Genomic DNA, 18,232 nt, shown 5'->3' with positions numbered 1-18,232 from the left:
CTGCCCCCGCCCTGATGCGGGGGTTCGATAGAGAGGCTTCGGAGGCTTACTCGCCCCAGACATCCTTGAGAACGTTCACCCAGTTTTCGCCCATGATCTTGCGCACCACGCGCTCGGAATGGCCGCGCTTGAGCAGGGTTTCGGTGAGGTTGGGGAACTCGCCCACGGTGCGGATGCCCAGCGGGTTGATGATCTTGCCGAAGTTGGTCAGGCGACGGGCGTAGCCCTTGTCGTGGGTCAGGTATTCGAAGAAGTCCTGGCCATGGCCCTGGGTGAAGTCGGTACCGATACCGATGGCGTCTTCACCGACGATGTTCATGGTGTACTCGATGGCCTCGGCGTAGTCGTCGATGGTCGAGTCGATACCCTTGGCCAGGAACGGCGCGAACATGGTCACGCCGACGAAGCCGCCGTGGTCGGCGATGAACTTCAGTTCCTCGTCGGACTTGTTGCGCGGGTGCTCCTTCAGGCCCGAAGGCAGGCAGTGGGAGTAGCACACCGGCTTCTTCGATTCGAGGATGACTTCCTCGCTGGTCTTCGAGCCTACGTGCGACAGGTCGCACATGATGCCAACGCGGTTCATCTCGGCGACGATCTCGCGACCGAAGCCCGACAGCCCGCCGTCACGCTCGTAGCAGCCGGTGCCGACCAGGTTCTGGGTGTTGTAGCACATCTGCACGATGCCCACGCCGAGCTGCTTGAACACGTCCACGTAGGCGATCTGGTCTTCGAACGCGTGCGCGTTCTGGAAACCGAAGAGGATGCCGGTCTTGCCCAGCTCCTTGGCCTTGCGGATATCGGCGGTGGTGCGCACCGGCATCACCAGGTCACTGTTTTCGCGGATCAGCTTCTGGCTCGCGGCGATCTGGTCCACGGTCGCCTTGAAGCCCTCCCAGACCGACACGGTGCAGTTGGCCGCGGTCAACCCGCCCTTGCGCATGTCCTCGAACAGTTCGCGGTTCCACTTGGCGATGATCAGACCGTCGATAACGATGCTGTCGGCGTGTAGTTCGGCTGGGCTCATCAGGCTGTCCCCTTTATTGGCAATCGCGCGCCGAATCGTCTGCCGGCGCTATTGGGGGTCAGCATATGCCTCGGGTGATTGTCGTCCCGATGCAAAAACGACAGGGGAATTGCCGAAAGCGTCAAAGGGCGACAAAGGGTGGCGGGAAGGGTCGTGGAAGGCCCTCCGACTGCCATGGTTCGCGCATTTCACTAGTGTCTGCGGCTCCCTTAATGACAGGAGTCACCCATGAACAACCTGACCGATCAGCTGGAATTCATCGCCTCGCTGGAAATCGCGACCAACGTAGTGCGTCCACTGCTGCAAAGCCCGCCGGATGAGCCCGACGCTCCTGGTCCATCCAGCGACAGTGCGGTGGTCGCCGGCGACAGCCTGTTGTCCTTCGTCGCCGGCCTGACCCGCCAGGCCCGGGAAGATGTGCTCAACAGCACCCTGCTGATGCAACTGGCGGCGAACAAGCGTTTCGACAAGGCGCGGCAGCGCGAGGAATGGTTCGGGTTCTATACCGAGGGCCTGGGCAAGCTGGGCTGGACCCTGTCGCACACCGAACTGCTGCGTTTCCACCCGAGCCAGGCGTCGTTCTGCATGAATGACGTCATCATCGAAATCATCGAAGGCGTCGTCGGAGGTTCGGCCTTCAGCCCCATCGCCCGGCGCACCCTGGAGTCGCTGCGCAAGCAGCCCCATGCCCTGGAGCTGTTCATGAACCACAGCAATGCCGGGCATGTCGGCACCTTCCAGATCCTGCCCTGCTCGCAGAATGCCGCGGGTGACGTGACCATGCTGATGAATTGCGTGCAACTGATCCGCAATGTCAGCAACAACAGCTTCCTGTTCATCAACTTCCAGAACAACGAAGTGCAGATCTTCCGCTCGGCACAGACGGCGGTGCTGAATGTGCAGGCGTACGAGCAGGTGCGCGGCGCGGTGATCGAGAAGCTGGGGAGGAATGCCAGCCAGTTCGTGGCAAATCTGAGCCTCTGACTGTTCTTCCGGGCCCTATCGCTGGCAAGCCAGCTCCCACAGGTTCAGCGGTGCACTCGGCCCCCGTGGGAGCTGGCTTGCCAGCGATAGGGCCATCAGCAGCAACCACTATGCAGGTACAGCCTCCCCTTCCAGCATCACCGTCCGCTCGAACAACCCCGCCAACACCACCTGGTGCGTCACCGCCACCACCGTGCACCCCGGCAACTCCCGCTTGAGCATCTTCAACAGGCCCCGGGCACTGTCGTCATCCAGTTGGTTGGTCGCCTCGTCCAGGTACAGCGTCTGCGGCCTGTACAACAAGGCCCGGGCCAGGCTGATGCGCTGCTGCTCGCCGCCACTCAGGGCGCGTTGCCATTCACAGGTGTCGTCCAGCCGTGCGGCCAGCGCGGCGAGCCCGACCTTGTCCAGCGCCCCGGCAAGTCGACCGTCACTGGGCAGAGCCGTGTCCGGATACGCCAGCAGCTCACGCAATGACATTCGCGCCAGATAAGGCTGCTGCGGCAACAACAGGCTTCGCCCTGGCGGCAACTGCCATTGGCCCCGGCAGTAGGGCCACAGACCCTGCAAGGTGCGCAGAAGCGTCGACTTGCCAAGCCCGCTGCGCCCGTCCAGGCGTACCCACTGCCCCGGCATCACCCGCACATCCAGCCCGTCCAGCAGTACGGTGCCGTCTGGCTGGCACACCACTAGCCCTTCGGTACACAGGCAGGCCCCTGCCGGCACCTCGCGAACCTGCTGGCGGCTGGCGGCAATCGCCCGCTCGAACTGCTCCAGGCGCTGCAACGCCGCGCTCCAGCGCACCAGCTTGGGGTACAGCTTGATAAACCAGCTCAGCGAGCCCTGCACCGCCGTGAACGCACTGCGGATCTGCATCAGCCCGCCCAGGGTGATGGTCTTCGCCAGGAACAGCGGCAAGGCGGCGAATACCGGGATAATCAGGCTGACCCGCTCGAACGCCACGGTAAACAGGCTCAGGTTGCGCTCGCGCCCCATCAGCTGCCGCCAATTGTCGGCAATCGCCTGGAAATGCCCGGACAACTGCCGCCGTTCCACCGCTTCGCCGCGGTACAGGGCAATCTGCTCGGCATGGTCGCGCTTGCGCAGGAGGCTGGCACGGAAGTCCGCCTCGCGGTGTTCGCGTTCGTAGTTGAGGTGGTGCAGCGGCTTGCCGACCCAATGGGTAACCAGGCTGCCGAGCAATGTGTAGGCCAGCACCAGCCAGACCAGATAGCCGTCGATGCTGAACGCCGTGCCGAACAGGCTGAAGGTCTGGGTCCCGGACAGTTCCCAGAGAATCACCACGAAGGCGCCGACCTGGGCCAGATTGATGACGAAAGACGCCACCAGCTCGATGCTCAGGTCCACCATCATGTCCACATCTTGGGCGATACGCTGGTCCGGGTTGTCCGGCTCGTTGCCCAGGCCCAGGCGATAGAAGGCCTGGTCGCCGAGCCAGTCGGCGGTAAGGCGCTCGGTCATCGCCTGGCGCCAGCGCATCACCAGGCCCTTGCGCAGCCAGTCGAGGTACACGTAGATCAGCACGTAGGCGCCGATATACAGCGAGTACTGGCCCATCAGCGCATACAGCGCGTCGGTGTCGAAGGCGCCGAGGGTGTCGTAGAAGGTCTTACTCCAGGCGTTGATCCACACGTTGATCTGCACCACCAGCAAGCCCATGCCGATCACCCCGGCAAGCATCACCCAGGCCGGCCACTGCCGGCGGCTGGCCCAGAAGGGCCGTGACAGGCGCCAGAAGGCACGCAGGGCGTTCACAGGGCCTGGTCCTGCGCTGCCGGGGACGGCAACAGGCGAAGTTGGACCTGGTTGGCGCGGGGGAACAACTGCCCGGCCATGGCCTTCAATGCACCGCTGTTCAGGCCTTCAGGCAGCCGCGCCTGGCTGCTCAGGTAACGCGGATCGCCCCAGTGGCGCTCGCTCAGGACCAGGCGGCGCTGTTGCGTCGCCGGGTCGTCGCGGCGTTTGCTTTCCTGCCTGGCCAACTCCGCCCTCTCGCCCTTGACCCATTCGGCGCTCACCGCACCCGGCAGTTTATCCAGGGCGTCCTGGGCAAGGGCCCAGAGCTCATCGACCCGGGCCGGATCGCAGGTGAAGCTCAACCGGCTTTCGATACGACCGGTGTCGGGGTTCAGCTCGCTGTCGAACTTGAGCCGGTACACCCCCGCCGCTTCGCCACGCAGGCGCTGCTTGAGCTGCAGGCTGGCGAGATCACGCAAGGCCGCGACCCGCGCCGCCGCCTGCGGGCTCCAGGGTTGTTCGCTGAAACTGCTGGCCTGGAATACCGCGCGGGGCTCCAGGGCAATGGCCAGGGATTCGCTGCGCCGGCCCGGTTTCTGCGAGGCCGCGGCGGGATTCAGGGCCTTGCCCCTGGGGATATTCGCCAGATGGGCGAGCACTGCCTGTTCGAGCGCCTCCGGCTCGATATCGGCCATCAGGTAGTAGGTCACCGGTGCCGCGGACAGGCGCTGCCAATCACCGTCCAGCGCGGCAGCATCCAGGGCCCGCAAGGCCGCAGCATCCGGCGCCTGCCAGCTATCGCGCCCGTACATAAGGCGGCGCATGCTCGACGCTTCGCGCTCGCGCACATCGTCCGGACGGCTTTGCAGGCGCTTGAGCAGTTCTTCCCGGGCCTCGCTGAAGGCCGCCGGGTCGATACGGACATTGACCTGGCTCAGGCGATAGCTTTGCAGCAGGTCCGCCAGCGCACCCTCGCCCGGCGTAACGCCCAGGCTCAGTTGCAGGCGCTGGGGTTTCTGCTCGACGCCCAAGGTCACTTTCCGCGCCTTGCGCCAAGCGTCCAACGCTTCGGCGGAAATCCCGGCCGGCGTGCTCTGGGTCGCCAGTTGCGTGGTCATCTGGGTACGCCAGACCGGTCGGTCGGCCAGGTTGTAGCCCGCCGTCGAATCCGCCTGCAGCGACCAACGTCCGCCTTCGGCATTGGCTCGCAGCCAGACCAGCCGGTCGCCATTGCCCAGCGACCAGTGCTCGACCTTCTCTTCGGCGAACGATCTGCGCTTTACCATACTGCCTGGCGCCGGCAGCGCCGGCATGACCAGTTCGGCGAGGGGCTTGCTGGTGCTCTCTGCGGCTTGCTGTTTCGGTGCAGCCAGCGCGGTATGGGCGATGGAGTCCTGCAATCGTTCCACCTCGGCCACCGTCGGCAGCTCCAGCGGCGTCACACCGGGGGCGCTGAGCTGCAACACCCGGTCGCGGCTGGCGAGCCAGCGCCGCAGCCGCTGGTTCAGGTCGTCCCGGTCGATGCTGCCGAGCACCTCGAGGTAACGCTGCGCCGCCGCATGCTTCGCCACGACGGGCTTGTCCTGCACGGCAGCGTTGTTCAGTTGCTCGACCCACTGCTGGAAGTCCCGCGAGCCATCCTTGGCCAGGGCTTTCTCACCCAGCTTTTGGATGACTTCACGCTCGTGCTGCATTTCGGCTTCGGTGAAACCGTGCTGGCGCAGGCGCTCGATCTCGCCCAGCAACTGTTGCAGGGCCCGGCGATGCTGCTGGCCGTCCACCCCGGCGGCGATGCCAAGTACCGTGGAATGCTCGCCGATCAGGGTTTTCTGCGCGGTCAGGCTGCGCACGCCATCCAGCGGCAGTTGCCGACGCAGGCTGGTGGTCAGGGCGGAAAGCGCCATCCGATCGATCAGTCGCTCGCGCATGGCGGCCCGGGTGGTGCCGCGGCTGTCCGGCTCGTGCAAACGGAACAGCAGCGCCACCTGGTTGCTGCCGGACTGGGGATCCTGGAGGCGGAAGACCTTGAGCCTGTCGTCCAGCGGCAATTCGCGTTGCTCTCGACCTGGCAGAGGGCCCGCCAGCGGTGCGGAGAAGGCCTGTTCGATCTGCTTCGCCAGTTCGACGGGCTCGAAATCCCCGACCACCGAAAGGATCATGTTGTTCGGCACGTACCAGCGCTGTTGATAACGCTTGAGTGCTTCGACACTGGCCTTGCGAATGGCGCCCTCGTTGCCGATGGTGCGGTGCGCCGGGTAATGGGAGCCGGCACGCTGGGACGCGATGCGCTGCTCGTTCATGCGCTGGGCCACGCCCAACCCGCCGCGCCATTCCTCGATCACTACCGGGCGCTCGCACTCCAGGTCGGCGGCATCATAGTCCATGGCGAAGACCAGGTCGGACAGCGCTTCCAGCGCCTGCGGCGCCTCTTTCACCCCGGACGGCGGGCTGAGCAGGTACTGGGTGCGGTCGTAGCTGGTCACCGCGTTGAAGTGCCGGCCCTGGATCCAGCCGAGGCTGGTCATGCGCTGACGCAGGTCATCGGTGTCGCCGCCATGGCTATAGAACGTCAGGTGCTCGACCAGGTGGGCAACGCCGACCTGATCGGCCTCCTCGTCCACCGAGCCGGCCTGCACGGTCAGGCGCAGGTCGAGGCGGTTGGCCTGGCTGGCATCGCGCACCAGGCGGTATTCCAGGCCGTTGGACAGGGTGCCGCGGACCACAGCGGCATCCCAGGGCAGCGCCTCGTCGGGCGCCTGGGACGTGGCGCAGGCGCCGAGCAGCAGCGGGCCAAGCAGGCCCGCAAGGATCTTGTTCATCAGGTTCATTCCACGGTGAGGAAAGTCAGAAGCGGTAGCCGACCTCGAGCCAGTATTGGCGGCCGATCTCGTAGGTGGTACGTGCGGTGGAGCTGCTGGAGACGATCGTGTTGACCCGGTCGGTGACGTTGGTCACGTCCACCGCCATGAACAGCGCCTGCTCCTTCGCGGTGGGGATCTCCCATTTCACCTTCAGGTCCCAGGTCGGCGCCGGGCTGACCTTGGCCACGTCGTAGACCGCCAGGGATTCGCCACCGACATCAACGTCCCTGCCGGTATCGATGATCTGCTCGTAGGCGCCGCGATAGCGGAAGAAGTTGCTGATGGTGAGGTTCCACTGCGGGATCTCGGTGATAGTGCTCAGGCGTGCGGTCCACGGCCGGTTGAAGTCGCTGGCCGGCAGCTCGTTGTAGGGCATGCGCGAGCCTTTGTAGATCACGTCGCTGTTGTCGTACTCGTCGGCGTCCACCGAGCTGTCGTAGCTGCCGTAGGCGTCCTTGGTTTGCGACCAGTTCAGGGCCACCTGCAAGCTGGTCAGGCTGTTGAGCACGCGGATCGGTTGGACCGGAGTAATGGTCAGGCTGACGTTGTCGCTCTCGCTGGAGCCTTCGTTGGTGTACTTGGTGTAGAGCGTGGTGTAGCCGGCCAGCGGGTCTTCGCCGAGGACCCGGACGTTGGTCTTGACGATCTTGTCGTGGCCCTTGCGGTGCACGTACTTGAGGCTGAAGTCGGTGTCGAGCCAGCGCTGTTCGAGACCCAGGGTCAGTTCGTCGTCGTAGGGGATGTCCAGGGTCGAGAAGCGCGTGGTGTTGAGGTTGGTGCTGCCGACCCAGGCGGAAGTCTGGGTGGCGCGGCGGTACAGGGTGTTCATCGCCTGGCGGCCGTCGGCCAGGCGGTACTTGAACAGGTTGCGCCCGTAATAGCGGTTGGCGCCGAAGACCAGCACGGTGCTGCGGTCACCGAAGAAGTCATAGTCACCAGCAAAGCGCGGCGACAAGGTTTTCTGGTCCATGTAGTCGTCGCCTTCGAAACGCACGCCGGGGCGCAGGCCGAGCTTGCCGATCTGGATGGCATCCTGGGCGTACAGGGCCCAGGTGGTCTCCTCGACCTGGATTTTGCCCGCACCATATTCGGTGCGAAGGTTGGCCCACTGCCGGGTAGTGCCGTTGAGCAGTGGACTGACCGAACACCAGGGGTCGTCGTTGGCGCAGCTGGTGCCGTTGTCGCGGGTGAAGCCGGACACGCCCTGTCCGGTTTCCTTGCGCTCCCAGGTGGCTTTCTTCTGGCCCAGATCGAGGCCTGCGGTGAAGGCGTGGTTGGCCCCGGCGAAGCGCAGGGTTTCCCAGTCTACCTTGAGGCTGTAGTCGAGGCCCTTCTGGGTCTGGTCAAGATTGCCGAAGGAGCCTTCGCCACTGCGGGAGGTGTTGCTCGTCGGGTTGCCCCAGTTCTTCGCCTCGGAGTAGTACCAGTTGATGATGTCGTCGGCATCGGCGCGGCGCGAGCTGTAGAGATCGGTGTAGGCCAGGGTGTGGGTCCAGCGCGCGCTGTCGCCTTCCCAGGTCGCCTTGATCGCGCCCTGCTGTCCGCCATTGATATTGGTGTACTTCGAGTCCAGGTAGTTGGCGCGGAACAGGGTGTTTTCCTGTGGCGCCTTGAGCAGTGTGGTTTCCAGGGTCAGGCGGTCGTTGACGTCCCAGTAGGTCTTGAGCAGGTAGCTGTCGAGCTGGCGCGTCTGGTCCTCGCGGCTGTCGTTGTTGGGGCTGGTGTAGTTGTTGTCGTAGAGGTTCAGCGGCATGGTCGAACGGCGCTGGGAGAAGCTGAAGATCGCCCCGAAATTGTCGGTCAGGTGACCTTCGAGGGTGCCGCGCAGGGTGGTTTTCTCGAACTCCGGGGTGTACTGCTCGTCGGTGGAACTGTCGAAGTTGCTCTGGTCGGCTTCGGTGATGTGGTATTTGGTCCACTCCGAGCGGCTCAGGGCGTAGGAAAACTTGCCGTGGAAGTCCTGGGTCGGCCGGCGGGTGATGGAGTCGATGACGCCGCCGTTGAAGCCACCGTACTCGGCCGGCACGTTGCTGTCATAGACCTTCACTTCTTCCAGCAGGTCAGCATCCAGGGCGATGCCGTAGGAGCGGCTCGGCGCCGCGTCGAACTGGCGCGATTCGCTGTAGCCATGGGCGCCGGGATCGAGGTCGTTGTTGATCGAGATCCCGTCGATCATGAAGTTGTTCTGCCAGAACTTGGCGCCGTTGATGCTGATATCCGCCGGGTCGATTTCGCCGGGATTGTTCGAGCTTTGCTGCGAGCCACTGAACTGTACCGCCGGGTGCATCTGCAGCAGCTTGGTGATGTCACCGTTGGCCCCGGGGAAGTTCTGTACCGCCTTGTGGTTGATCACCGTGGCGCCCTGGTAGCTGTTTTCCTCGGTGTTGCCGAGGACCAGGGTCTCATGCAGTTCCAACTGGCCATTGGCGGCTTCGGCCAGCAGGCGGAAACTCAGCACGCCATCGTTGTACTCCCAGGTAATGCCGCTGCCCGCCAGCAGCATCGATAGCGCGCCGAGGCTGTCGATCCGGCCCTGGACCGGGTTGGACTGGTGATCGCGCAGCCACTGCGCATCCACCGTCACCTGCAGGCCGCTCTGCTGGCCGAAGGCGACCAGCGCACTGGACAGACGCTGGGCCGGGATGTCGAAACTGTGGACCTGGCTCGGCCACTGGCTGGCAACCTCATCGGCCAGCGCCAAGGGCATTTGCGCCCCCAGGCAGGCCAGGCCCAGCAAGCCACCGCACGCAGCGCGTTTCAACGACAACCAAGCGCCCCGGCCTTCCGGCACCGGGCAAAACACCTGAGACATACCACGCTCCCCGACCCGGGCAATTCCCGGAAAAAATTAATACGAATCGATCTCATTGCTGCGCGCGGAGCAGAAGACGGGGTAGCGCGGGGGATTTTCAGAAAAAAGATGAAAAAGTTTCGCGAGGGGATTTTTGAGGTGTTGCTGATGGCCTCATCGCTGGCAAGCCAGCTCCCACAGGGGCCGGTGCATGCAGTGCCTGTGGGAGCTGGCTTGCCAGCGATGAGGCCCGAAAGGAGGAATGAAGAAGTTTCAGCGCAGCACGATCACCCAAGGCCCATAAGCCTCGACCTTGCCGCCATGGGGCAGCAGCACCGCACGCAACGCCGCCTGCGGCTTGCGCAGGTCATACACACCGGTCACCCGCTTGCGCCCCAGCTCATCGTTGCGCAGCACCACCAGCCCTGGCGTATAGCGACTCAAACGGGCCACCACCTCGCTGACCGGCGTGTCATCGGCAATCACCTGGCCATTGCGCCAGGCCGCCGTCTGCCCCGGGGCGAATGTATCCACCCGGGCCTGCCCTTCGTGATACTCCAGCCGCTCACCCGGCTTCAACTGCGCCGCCAGCGCCTTCGCCGCGCGCCAGTCATCGACCTTGACCGAGCCTTCCTGCACCGCCACGCGCATCTGCCCGGCACCGGCACCGACATCGACGTTGAACGCCGTACCGGTCACCGTGACCTCCAGCGCCTCGGCGCGCACATGGAAGGGCTTGCTCTTGTCCGGCGTGACCTTGAAAAACGCCTGCCCGCGAAGCAACTTCACATCGCGCCGATCACCGGCGTACTCGACGGCGATCGCCGTGTCGCTGTCCATCTGCACCAGGCTGCCGTCGGCCAGGGTGACATCGCGGGTTTCGCCCATGCCGGTGCGATAGTCCGCCTGCATGCGCAGGCTAAGGGACGGCGCCAGGGCGATCATCAGACACGCGGCAATCGCACCGCCCAGCCAATAGCGCCGCCGCTTCGGCCGTACCGGAAGGGCCACCACCGGCGCCAGCACCGGCTCGGCCGGCCATTGCGCCTGGGTGGTCGGCGCCAGTTGCGCACTCAGTTGCCAGATCCGCTCGGCCTTGCGATAGGCCTTGGCATTGGCCTCGTCGGCGGCGCACCACTGCTGCATTGCGGCGCGCAATTGCCCATCGCCGGGGGCCGCCTGCAGGCGCAGAAACCAGTCCAGCGCCTGGTCGCGGCGCCGGGTGGCGCTGTCCGCTGACGTCATGTCGGGCATGTCTCCAAAGGCAGAAAAGGTCGGCAAGGGTCGCACAGGCGCCCCGTCTCCGGCAAAAGACGCGGCAGACACCGATTTTTCCAGCTCATCGTCACGGCGCTCACTCATCGTCCGGCTCCAGCCGTTCCAGGCAATGGCGCAGGGCGTCGTGCACCAGTTGGTGAACCAGGCTGGTGGAGACATCCAGATGGCTCGCCACCTGCTGCAGGGTAAAGCCGCCCAAGCGATGCATCTCGAAGGCCAGGCGCGTGCGTTCGGGTAATTCTTCAAGGGCCCGGCTGATCGCCGCCAGTTCGTTCTGGCCGCTGACCTCGCGCTCCGGCGAAGCGCTGCTGGACGGCAGTTCGGCGAGGATCTCGTCGCCACCGGGCTGGACCTTTTCCGTGGCGCTGCGGCGGGTCAGGTCGAGGGCCAGGTTACGCACGATGCGGTACAGGTAACTGGCCGGATGGCGGATCGCGGCGTCTTCTTCCTGGCGGCTGAAACGCAGCCAGGCTTCCTGCACCACATCCTCGGCCCGCGACCGGCAGCCGACGATGGGCGCCGCATAATCCAGCAGCGCCGCGCGATGCGCGAGGTAAAGCTTCAGCTTGTCGTCCGCCACGATTCGGCTGCCTGTCGAAGAAGTCGCCCGGAGGCATGGGCGGGCGATGTTACCGGCAGTCGATAATCATTATCAATAACAACCGCCAAAACCTTCATCTATGCTCCCTGTTCTTTGCCTTGGCAAAGAGCGAGAATCGCCGTCCATAGACCTTTTAATGGCCCTTTGGGAGATGACTTTGATGAAATCGATGGTCTTGCTGATGCTCGCGGCCCTGGCCGTCGGCGCCCACGCTGCCGAAGAAGAAAGCACGCCATGCGACAACGTGGAAACCGACCAGCAGAACTACGAATGCGCCCGCTACAGCCGCACCGCCTCCGAGCGCGAGCTGGACGCCGCCTTCGCCGACCTGCAGGACCGCATCAAGGAACAATACGCCGGCAAGGCCGCGAAAATCGCCGAACTGAGCAAGCGCCTCAACGAAGCCGAAACCATCTGGAAACAACTGCGTGACGCCGACTGCAAGGTCGAAACCTACGACATCCCCGCAGGCAAGGCCTTCGACGCCGCGCAGAACACCTGCATGGCGCAGCGCAACGACGACCGCTCCGAATACCTGCAATCCCTCGGCCTGCCGACCTCCGACTGAGACTTCCATGATTACGTGCGGTATCGAACTCAAGGGCAGCGAAGCCCTGCTGGCCCTGGCCAGCCTGGACGCCGGGCAACCGGTACATCTGCCCAGCGCCATCAAGAAGATCGGCATCGAAGATGACGAGGATGCCAGGCAGGTTCGCGAGTTTTTGGCTCGGGCTCAGGCGTTTGTCAGCGAGCATGACGTGACTCATGTAGCGATCAAGAAGCGCAGCAAGAAAGGCGACTTCGCCGGTGGGCCGGTGACGTTCAAGCTGGAAGGGCTGCTGCAGTTGCTGCAAGGGTGCGAGGTGCTGCTGGTGTCGCCGCAGACGATTGCGGCGCAGGGGAAGAAGCATGACCTTACGCCTCCGGCGGCCCTCAACAAGTATCAGCATGAGGCGTGGAAGAGTGCTTGCTCGGTGCTACTGACACATCGCTGAGGGCCTTTTCAAGACGGACTCAAACCCGTGCCTGGCCCTCGATTCCCTTCATCATCGACTCGGCCAACGCCCTGGAAGCCTCCAGGGTGTGCTGGGTAGCCCAGAGCATCCCCGCCAGATGGTTGTCCTTGACTGTGTCGCAAGCCTGGAGATTGGTTTCGTAGGCGGAGCGCAGCATCACGATGAGGTGGACCATCGCCTTGTCGAATTCCGCGCCAGCACAGACGGCAAATAGCGGTGGATGATCGCCATCGCAGCAGGCGAAGTGAGTATGGGCGGTGAGACCGCGTGAGGATGGAGCGGGCGGATCGGGGACGATCTTTTTCATGACAACCCTCTATTGTTTATCGAACTGCAATCAATTCGCTGTCAAACGAATGGTGGCAGCTGTGCATGGGTTGACAGACCGAGAATAGAGGAACCCGGCGCGCAACGAGTGCGCCCCACGCACAGCCGCCATTGATCCCGCCGTGTAGCACGCAGGAATGGGTACTGTGGATTCACTATTGATCGGTCTGTCAAAACCGGTCGCCATACATCAACGACGGCAGCAAGACTAGGCAGCATTTCCCCAGCACGCAACGACTGATAAACCGCGGCAGTATGCTTGGGAAATTGCCTACAAGAAAGTCGGAGATCGGTGAAGTTTCGTAGCCATTTATGGCGAGCTTGCCCTTGTCTGCCCACCACTGACCGCCCGCCGATCCTCCCGCGGACACCGCTGGAACCGCGCCCGGTAACTGCGGGTGAAATACGAAGGTGAGTCGAAGCCGCAGGCGATGCTCACCTCCAGCACGCTCATCTCGGTCTGGCGCAGCAGTTGCCGGGCCTTGTCCAGGCGCAGGCGCAGGTAGAAGCCGCTGGGCGTGTCGTTGAGGTAGAGGCGGAACAGACGCTCCAGCTGACGGCGGCTGACCTGCACCGATTCGGCCAGATCGAGGGTGTTCAGCGGCGTTTCCGTATTACGCTCCATGGCGCCGATCACCTGCACCAGCTTGCCGTTGCTGATGCCGTAGCGCGAAGCGATCTGCATGCGCTGGTGGTCCTGGCGCGGGCGGATGCGACCGAGCACGAACTGCTCGGAAACCTGGATCGCCAGCTCGGCGCCGTGGGCCTGGCCGATCAGGTCGAGCATCAGGTCGATGGACGCCGTACCGCCCGCCGAGGTGATGCGGCGCCGGTCCACTTCGAAGAGTTCCTGGGTTGCGTCCAGCCGCGGATAGCGCTCCTTGAACGCCTCCAGCGCCTCCCAGTGCAGGGTCACCCGGTGGCCGTCGAGCAGTCCCGCTTCAGCCAGCAGCAGCGTGCCGGTATCGATCCCGCCCAGCACTACCCCTTCGTGATCCAGCTTGCGCAGCCAGTGGGCCAATCCCGGGCTGTAGCTGTGCAGCGGCTCGAACCCTGCCACCACCAGCAAGGTCGCGCCCTTGCCCAGCGGCTCCAGCGGGCCGTCGGCGTTGACCGACATGCCATTGCTCGCCTCCACCGCGCCGCCGTCCAGGCTCAGCACCCGCCAGCGGTACAGCCCGGGGCGAAAGCGGTTGGCCACGCGCAGCGGTTCCAATGCCGAAATGAAGCCCAGGGCAGAGAAACCGGGTAACAGCAGAAAGTGGAATTCCTGGGGCATGGCGCCGTCTCGCTGAACGGGGAATCAGGGTTAATACTCCGCAGGTCGCCACTGTGCAAGAGCTGGTCGCCAGAGTGCGATTGACCCGGGCCATCCCCACGTAACTTGAGCACCACGGCTCGCAGAAGCCGCCCCCCTCATAACAATTAGAACTGCCGTTGGAGGAGCCACCATGCAATCGATCAGTCGTTCGCTCTTGATGCTTGTCGGTACCGCAGTCCTCAGCACCAACGTAATGGCCGCCGACCCGGCCGCCTGCAAGAACGTGCGCCTGGGCGTCGTCAACTGGACCGACGTGATGGCCACCAGCGCCATGACCCAGGTACTGCTCGACGGCCTCGGCTACCAGACCAAGCAGACCAGTGCCTCGCAGCAAATCATCTTCGCCGGTATCCGCGACCAGCGCCTGGACATGTTCCTCGGCTACTGGAACCCGATCATGACCCAGACCATCACGCCCTTCGTCGACGCCGGCCAGGTCAAGGTGCTCGACGCACCCAGCCTGAACGACGCCCGGGCCACCCTCGCCGTGCCGAAGTACCTGGCCGACAAGGGCCTGAAGACCTTCGCCGATATCCACAAATTCGAGAAGGAACTGGGCGGCAAGATCTATGGCATCGAACCGGGCTCCGGGGCCAATACCCAGATCAAGGCGATGATCGCCAAGAACCAGTTCGGCCTGGGCAAGTTCCAGTTGGTGGAGTCCAGCGAGGCCGGCATGCTCGCCGCCGTCGATCGCGCCGTGCGGCGCAAGGAAGCGGTGGTGTTCTTCGGTTGGGCACCGCATCCGATGAACGTGAATATCGATATGGAATACCTCAGCGGCAGCGAAGGCGCCCTCGGCCCGGACGAAGGTCGCGCCACGGTGTGGACGGTGACCGCGCCGGACTACGCCAGCCGTTGTCCGAACGTGAGCCGGCTGCTGACCAACCTGACCTTCAGCACCGAGGACGAGAGCCGCATGATGCAGCCGCTGCTGGACCACAAGGACGCGCTGGAATCGGCGCGCCAGTGGCTCAAGGATCACCCCGAGGACAAGGCGCGCTGGCTCGAGGGTGTAACCACCCTCGATGGCAAGCCGGCTGCGGACAACCTCAAGCTTACCGCCAACTGATCCACCGCTATCGCTGGCAAGCCAGCTCCCACAGGGGACTGTGTGCACCGGACCTGTGGGAGCTGGCTTGCCAGCGATGAGGCCATCCCAGACAACCAAAGAACCCGCGAACAAACCGTCCCGCGAAGCCCCGACACGCCTGAAGGAAACCGCAATGAACCACGACGTCATCATCACCTGCGCCCTCACCGGCGCCGGCGACACCGCCAGCAAGAGCCACTTCGTCCCGGTCACGCCCAAACAGATCGCCGCTGCCGCCGTGGAAGCGGCCAAGGCCGGCGCCACCGTGGTCCACTGCCATGTCCGCGATCCGCAGACCGGTCGTTTCAGCCGCGATGTCAGCCTGTACCGCGAAGTGATGGAGCGCATCCGCGAGTCCGACACCGATATCATCGTCAACCTCACCGCCGGCATGGGCGGCGACCTGGAAATCGGCCCTGGCGAGATGCCCATGGAGTTCGGTGCCGGCACCGACCTGGTCGGTCCCCTGGAGCGCCTGGCCCATGTCGAGGAACTGCTGCCGGAAATCTGCACGCTGGACTGCGGCACCCTCAACTTCGGCGACGGCAACAGCATCTATGTTTCCACCCCGACCCAACTGCGTGCCGGCGCCAAGCGCATCACCGAGCTGGGCGTGAAGGCCGAGCTGGAAATCTTCGACACCGGCCACCTGTGGTTCGCCAAGCAGATGATCAAGGAAGGCCTGCTCGAAGATCCGCTGTTCCAACTGTGCCTGGGCATCCCGTGGGGCGCTCCGGCGGATACCGCGACCATGAAGGCCATGGTCGACAACCTGCCGCCGAACGTGACCTGGGCCGGCTTCGGCATTGGCCGCATGCAGATGCCGATGGCGGCCCAGGCGGTGCTGCTGGGCGGCAACGTGCGGGTCGGCCTGGAAGACAACCTGTGGCTGGAAAAAGGCGTACTGGCGAGCAACGGCCAGTTGGTGGAACGCGCCGCCGAAATCCTCCATCGCCTCGGCGCCCGGGTCCTGAGCCCTGCCGAAGGCCGCGCCAAAATGAACCTGACCCGTCGCTGATCTTTTCCAGGAGTCCACCATGAGTTTCATTACCGATATCAAGACCTTCGCCGCCCTGGGCAGCGGTGTGATCGGCAGCGGCTGGGTCGCCCGTGCCTTGGCCAACGGCCTCGACGTAGTGGCCTGGGACCCGGCGCCCGGCGCCGAGCAAGCCCTGCGCAAGCGCATCGCCAATGCCTGGCCGGCCCTGGAGAAACAGGGCCTCAAGCCCGGCGCCTCGCAGTCGCGCCTGCGCTTCGTCGCAACCATCGAGGAATGCGTGCGCGATGCCGATTTCATCCAGGAAAGCGCGCCGGAAAGGCTGGACCTCAAGCTCGATCTGCATGGCAGGATCAGCGCAGCGGCAAAGCCGAATGCACTGATCGGGTCGAGCACCTCGGGCCTGCTGCCGAGCGAGTTCTACGAGTCATCGACACACCCCGAGCGCTGCATTGTCGGCCACCCGTTCAACCCGGTGTACCTGCTGCCGCTGGTGGAGATCGTCGGCGGCCGCAACACCTCACCCCAGGCTATCGAGGCAGCCAGGCAGGTCTACGCGTCGCTGGGCATGCAGCCACTGCATGTGCGCAAGGAAGTTCCCGGTTTCATTGCCGACCGCCTGCTCGAAGCGCTGTGGCGCGAGGCCCTGCATCTGGTCAACGACGGCGTGGCGACCACCGGCGAGATCGACGATGCGATCCGCTTCGGCGCCGGCCTGCGCTGGTCGTTCATGGGCACTTTCCTGACCTACACCCTGGCCGGTGGCGATGCCGGCATGCGCCACTTCATGGCCCAGTTCGGCCCGGCCCTGCAATTGCCCTGGACCTACCTGCCGGCACCGGAGCTGACCGAGGAACTGATCGACGCGGTGGTCGACGGCACCAGCGAACAACGTGGCGAACGCAGCATTGCCTCGCTGGAGCGCTATCGTGATGACTGCCTGCTGGCGGTGCTGGACGCGGTAAAAACCACCAAGGCCCGCCACGGCCTGAACTTCAGCGATTGAACGGAGAACCGCGATGCCTGCGCTAACCACCTACCGGACCCCCGTGCTGCCGGACTGGGTCGATTACAACGGGCATCTGCGCGATGCCTTCTACCTGCTGATCTTCAGCTATGCCACCGATGCGTTCATGGAATGCATCGGACTGGACGGCGACAACCGCGAGGCCACCGGGCATTCGCTGTTTACCCTGGAGTGCCATCTGAATTACCTGCACGAGGTCAAGCTGGGCACGGAGGTGACGGTGCAGACCCAGGTGATCGGCCATGACCGCAAGCGCGTGCACCTGTATCACAGCCTGCACCGGGAAGGGTTTGCCGAGGCGCTGGCGGCAAGCGAGCAGATGCTGCTGCATGTGGACCTGGCGGGGCCGAAGTCGGCGCCGTTCGAGGCGGCGGTGCTGGAGCGATTGCAGGGGATCGTGGTGGAACAGGAGGATTTGCCGGTGCCGGCGTTTGTCGGGCGGGTGATCGGCCTGCCGAAATAGTTGCTTTTGCGGGCCTCATCGCTGGCAAGCCAGCTCCCACAGGGTCCGCGTCGCTTTTTCGATGGACAAAAAACTGCCCCGGCAAGCCGTGACGCAGCCGGGGCAAAGAGCGAGCAACCTACCGTGCCAGAAGGGCGGTGACCAAACCGCCCTCGACCTGTGCATGACTCCAGTGTGCACACTCCCGTTACCGCCGATTTTGCCGAAAACGACCTGTTCATAGGTAAAGCGGCCATCGCGACAATCTGTCCTTGCCCGCTCTGCCGGGCGCTTCCAGAATCGGACCACGACTTCTAAATGCCACAAGGACAATAGCCATGATGCATGCGGATTTGATTGATCAGGAAGACCTGGTAGGCCACCTGCGCGCCCTGGGCTTCGAGACGCCGTCCGGGGTCAGTGCGGAGCAGGCCTGCGAGCATGCGGTACGCGGCTTGAGCGCACCGCAGGCCAAGGCGTTGAAGGGCATGGTGGAGCAGATGTACACCGGCAGCGCGACCATCCTGCCGGCAGTGCGCCAGGCGATCGAAAAGCAGTTGTTGCCTGCGCTGGCCGAGTTCAAGGCCACTCATCAGTGACCTCAAGGGCCTCATCGCCGGCAACGCCGGCTCCCACAGGGTGCGCGTACACCGCCTGACCTTGTGGGAGCCGGCGTTGCCGGCGATGAGGCCCTCACATCCAGCACAAACCC

At 64.3% G+C, this 18,232-nt stretch carries 16 protein-coding genes; 8 read left to right on the top strand and 8 right to left on the bottom strand.

The genetic code is table 11. The features are described 5' to 3' along the window. Positions 1 to 46: 46 nt before the first annotated feature. Positions 47 to 1,024 (bottom strand): dipeptidase, encoded by a 978-nt coding sequence (locus tag N7650_RS16370; protein WP_009404077.1) that lies wholly within the window; start codon positions 1,022 to 1,024, stop codon positions 47 to 49. Positions 1,025 to 1,252: 228 nt separating this feature from the next. On the opposite strand from N7650_RS16370, the gene N7650_RS16365 reads away from it, so the two are divergent. After that, complete coding sequence (locus tag N7650_RS16365; protein WP_279899119.1) at positions 1,253 to 2,008, top strand: hypothetical protein; 756 nt, start codon at positions 1,253 to 1,255, stop codon at positions 2,006 to 2,008. Between the two features lie 108 nt (positions 2,009 to 2,116). Here N7650_RS16365 and N7650_RS16360 read toward each other — a convergent pair whose 3' ends face one another. The 5 genes from N7650_RS16360 to N7650_RS16340 form a co-directional block, all read right to left on the bottom strand. After that, entirely contained in the window at positions 2,117 to 3,784 is a 1,668-nt protein-coding gene (locus N7650_RS16360) for an ABC transporter ATP-binding protein/permease (RefSeq protein WP_279899118.1), read from the bottom strand. After that, the gene (locus N7650_RS16355; protein WP_279899117.1) at positions 3,781 to 6,585 is read right to left on the bottom strand and encodes a pitrilysin family protein; all 2,805 of its coding nucleotides are present in this window, start codon (positions 6,583 to 6,585) and stop codon (positions 3,781 to 3,783) included. Before N7650_RS16355 ends, N7650_RS16360 begins: the two co-directional genes overlap by 4 nt. A 25-nt stretch (positions 6,586 to 6,610) precedes the next feature. Beyond that, entirely contained in the window at positions 6,611 to 9,439 is a 2,829-nt protein-coding gene (locus N7650_RS16350) for a TonB-dependent receptor plug domain-containing protein (protein WP_279899116.1), read from the bottom strand. Between the two features lie 252 nt (positions 9,440 to 9,691). Continuing rightward, positions 9,692 to 10,780: a FecR family protein gene (locus N7650_RS16345; protein WP_279899115.1), complete on the bottom strand. Its 1,089-nt coding sequence runs from the start codon at positions 10,778 to 10,780 to the stop codon at positions 9,692 to 9,694. Next, complete coding sequence (locus N7650_RS16340) at positions 10,773 to 11,276, bottom strand: sigma-70 family RNA polymerase sigma factor (protein ID WP_279899113.1); 504 nt, start codon at positions 11,274 to 11,276, stop codon at positions 10,773 to 10,775. The genes N7650_RS16345 and N7650_RS16340 overlap by 8 nt, the downstream gene beginning before the upstream one ends. 181 nt (positions 11,277 to 11,457) lie before the next feature. Here N7650_RS16340 and N7650_RS16335 point away from each other — a divergent pair, with 181 nt between their 5' ends. Together N7650_RS16335 and N7650_RS16330 are read left to right on the top strand one after the other, a co-directional pair. Then, positions 11,458 to 11,865: a lysozyme inhibitor LprI family protein gene (locus N7650_RS16335; RefSeq protein ID WP_009404066.1), complete on the top strand. Its 408-nt coding sequence runs from the start codon at positions 11,458 to 11,460 to the stop codon at positions 11,863 to 11,865. Between the two features lie 7 nt (positions 11,866 to 11,872). Beyond that, positions 11,873 to 12,292 (top strand): DUF3010 family protein, encoded by a 420-nt coding sequence (locus N7650_RS16330; protein WP_279899110.1) that lies wholly within the window; start codon positions 11,873 to 11,875, stop codon positions 12,290 to 12,292. 19 nt (positions 12,293 to 12,311) lie between these two features. Here N7650_RS16330 and N7650_RS16325 read toward each other — a convergent pair whose 3' ends face one another. After that, positions 12,312 to 12,620: a hypothetical protein gene (locus tag N7650_RS16325; RefSeq protein ID WP_279899108.1), complete on the bottom strand. Its 309-nt coding sequence runs from the start codon at positions 12,618 to 12,620 to the stop codon at positions 12,312 to 12,314. Between the two features lie 330 nt (positions 12,621 to 12,950). Beyond that, complete coding sequence (locus N7650_RS16320; protein ID WP_279899107.1) at positions 12,951 to 13,919, bottom strand: GlxA family transcriptional regulator; 969 nt, start codon at positions 13,917 to 13,919, stop codon at positions 12,951 to 12,953. A gap of 172 nt (positions 13,920 to 14,091) precedes the next feature. On the opposite strand from N7650_RS16320, the gene choX reads away from it, so the two are divergent. The 5 genes from choX to N7650_RS16295 all read left to right on the top strand — a co-directional run bounded on the left by choX (position 14,092) and on the right by N7650_RS16295 (position 18,119). Next, on the top strand, positions 14,092 to 15,033 hold the full coding sequence (gene choX, locus N7650_RS16315) for a choline ABC transporter substrate-binding protein (RefSeq protein ID WP_009396918.1): 942 nt from the start codon (positions 14,092 to 14,094) through the stop codon (positions 15,031 to 15,033). A gap of 154 nt (positions 15,034 to 15,187) precedes the next feature. Next, on the top strand, positions 15,188 to 16,072 hold the full coding sequence (locus N7650_RS16310) for a 3-keto-5-aminohexanoate cleavage protein (RefSeq protein ID WP_009396916.1): 885 nt from the start codon (positions 15,188 to 15,190) through the stop codon (positions 16,070 to 16,072). Positions 16,073 to 16,091: 19 nt separating this feature from the next. Further along, positions 16,092 to 17,057 (top strand): L-carnitine dehydrogenase, encoded by a 966-nt coding sequence (locus N7650_RS16305; RefSeq protein ID WP_009396914.1) that lies wholly within the window; start codon positions 16,092 to 16,094, stop codon positions 17,055 to 17,057. Positions 17,058 to 17,070: 13 nt separating this feature from the next. After that, positions 17,071 to 17,541, top strand: a complete 471-nt coding sequence (locus N7650_RS16300; protein ID WP_279899105.1) for a thioesterase family protein — start codon at positions 17,071 to 17,073, stop codon at positions 17,539 to 17,541. Positions 17,542 to 17,858: 317 nt separating this feature from the next. Continuing rightward, positions 17,859 to 18,119, top strand: a complete 261-nt coding sequence (locus N7650_RS16295; RefSeq protein WP_009396912.1) for a hypothetical protein — start codon at positions 17,859 to 17,861, stop codon at positions 18,117 to 18,119. Positions 18,120 to 18,232 lie beyond the last annotated feature (113 nt).

This window comes from Pseudomonas sp. GD04058 (assembly GCF_029836855.1).
In the GTDB taxonomy this organism is placed as follows: domain Bacteria; phylum Pseudomonadota; class Gammaproteobacteria; order Pseudomonadales; family Pseudomonadaceae; genus Aquipseudomonas; species Aquipseudomonas bharatica.
The sequence above is the reverse complement of the archived record's forward strand: the minus strand, read 5'-3'. Positions and strand labels throughout refer to the sequence as shown.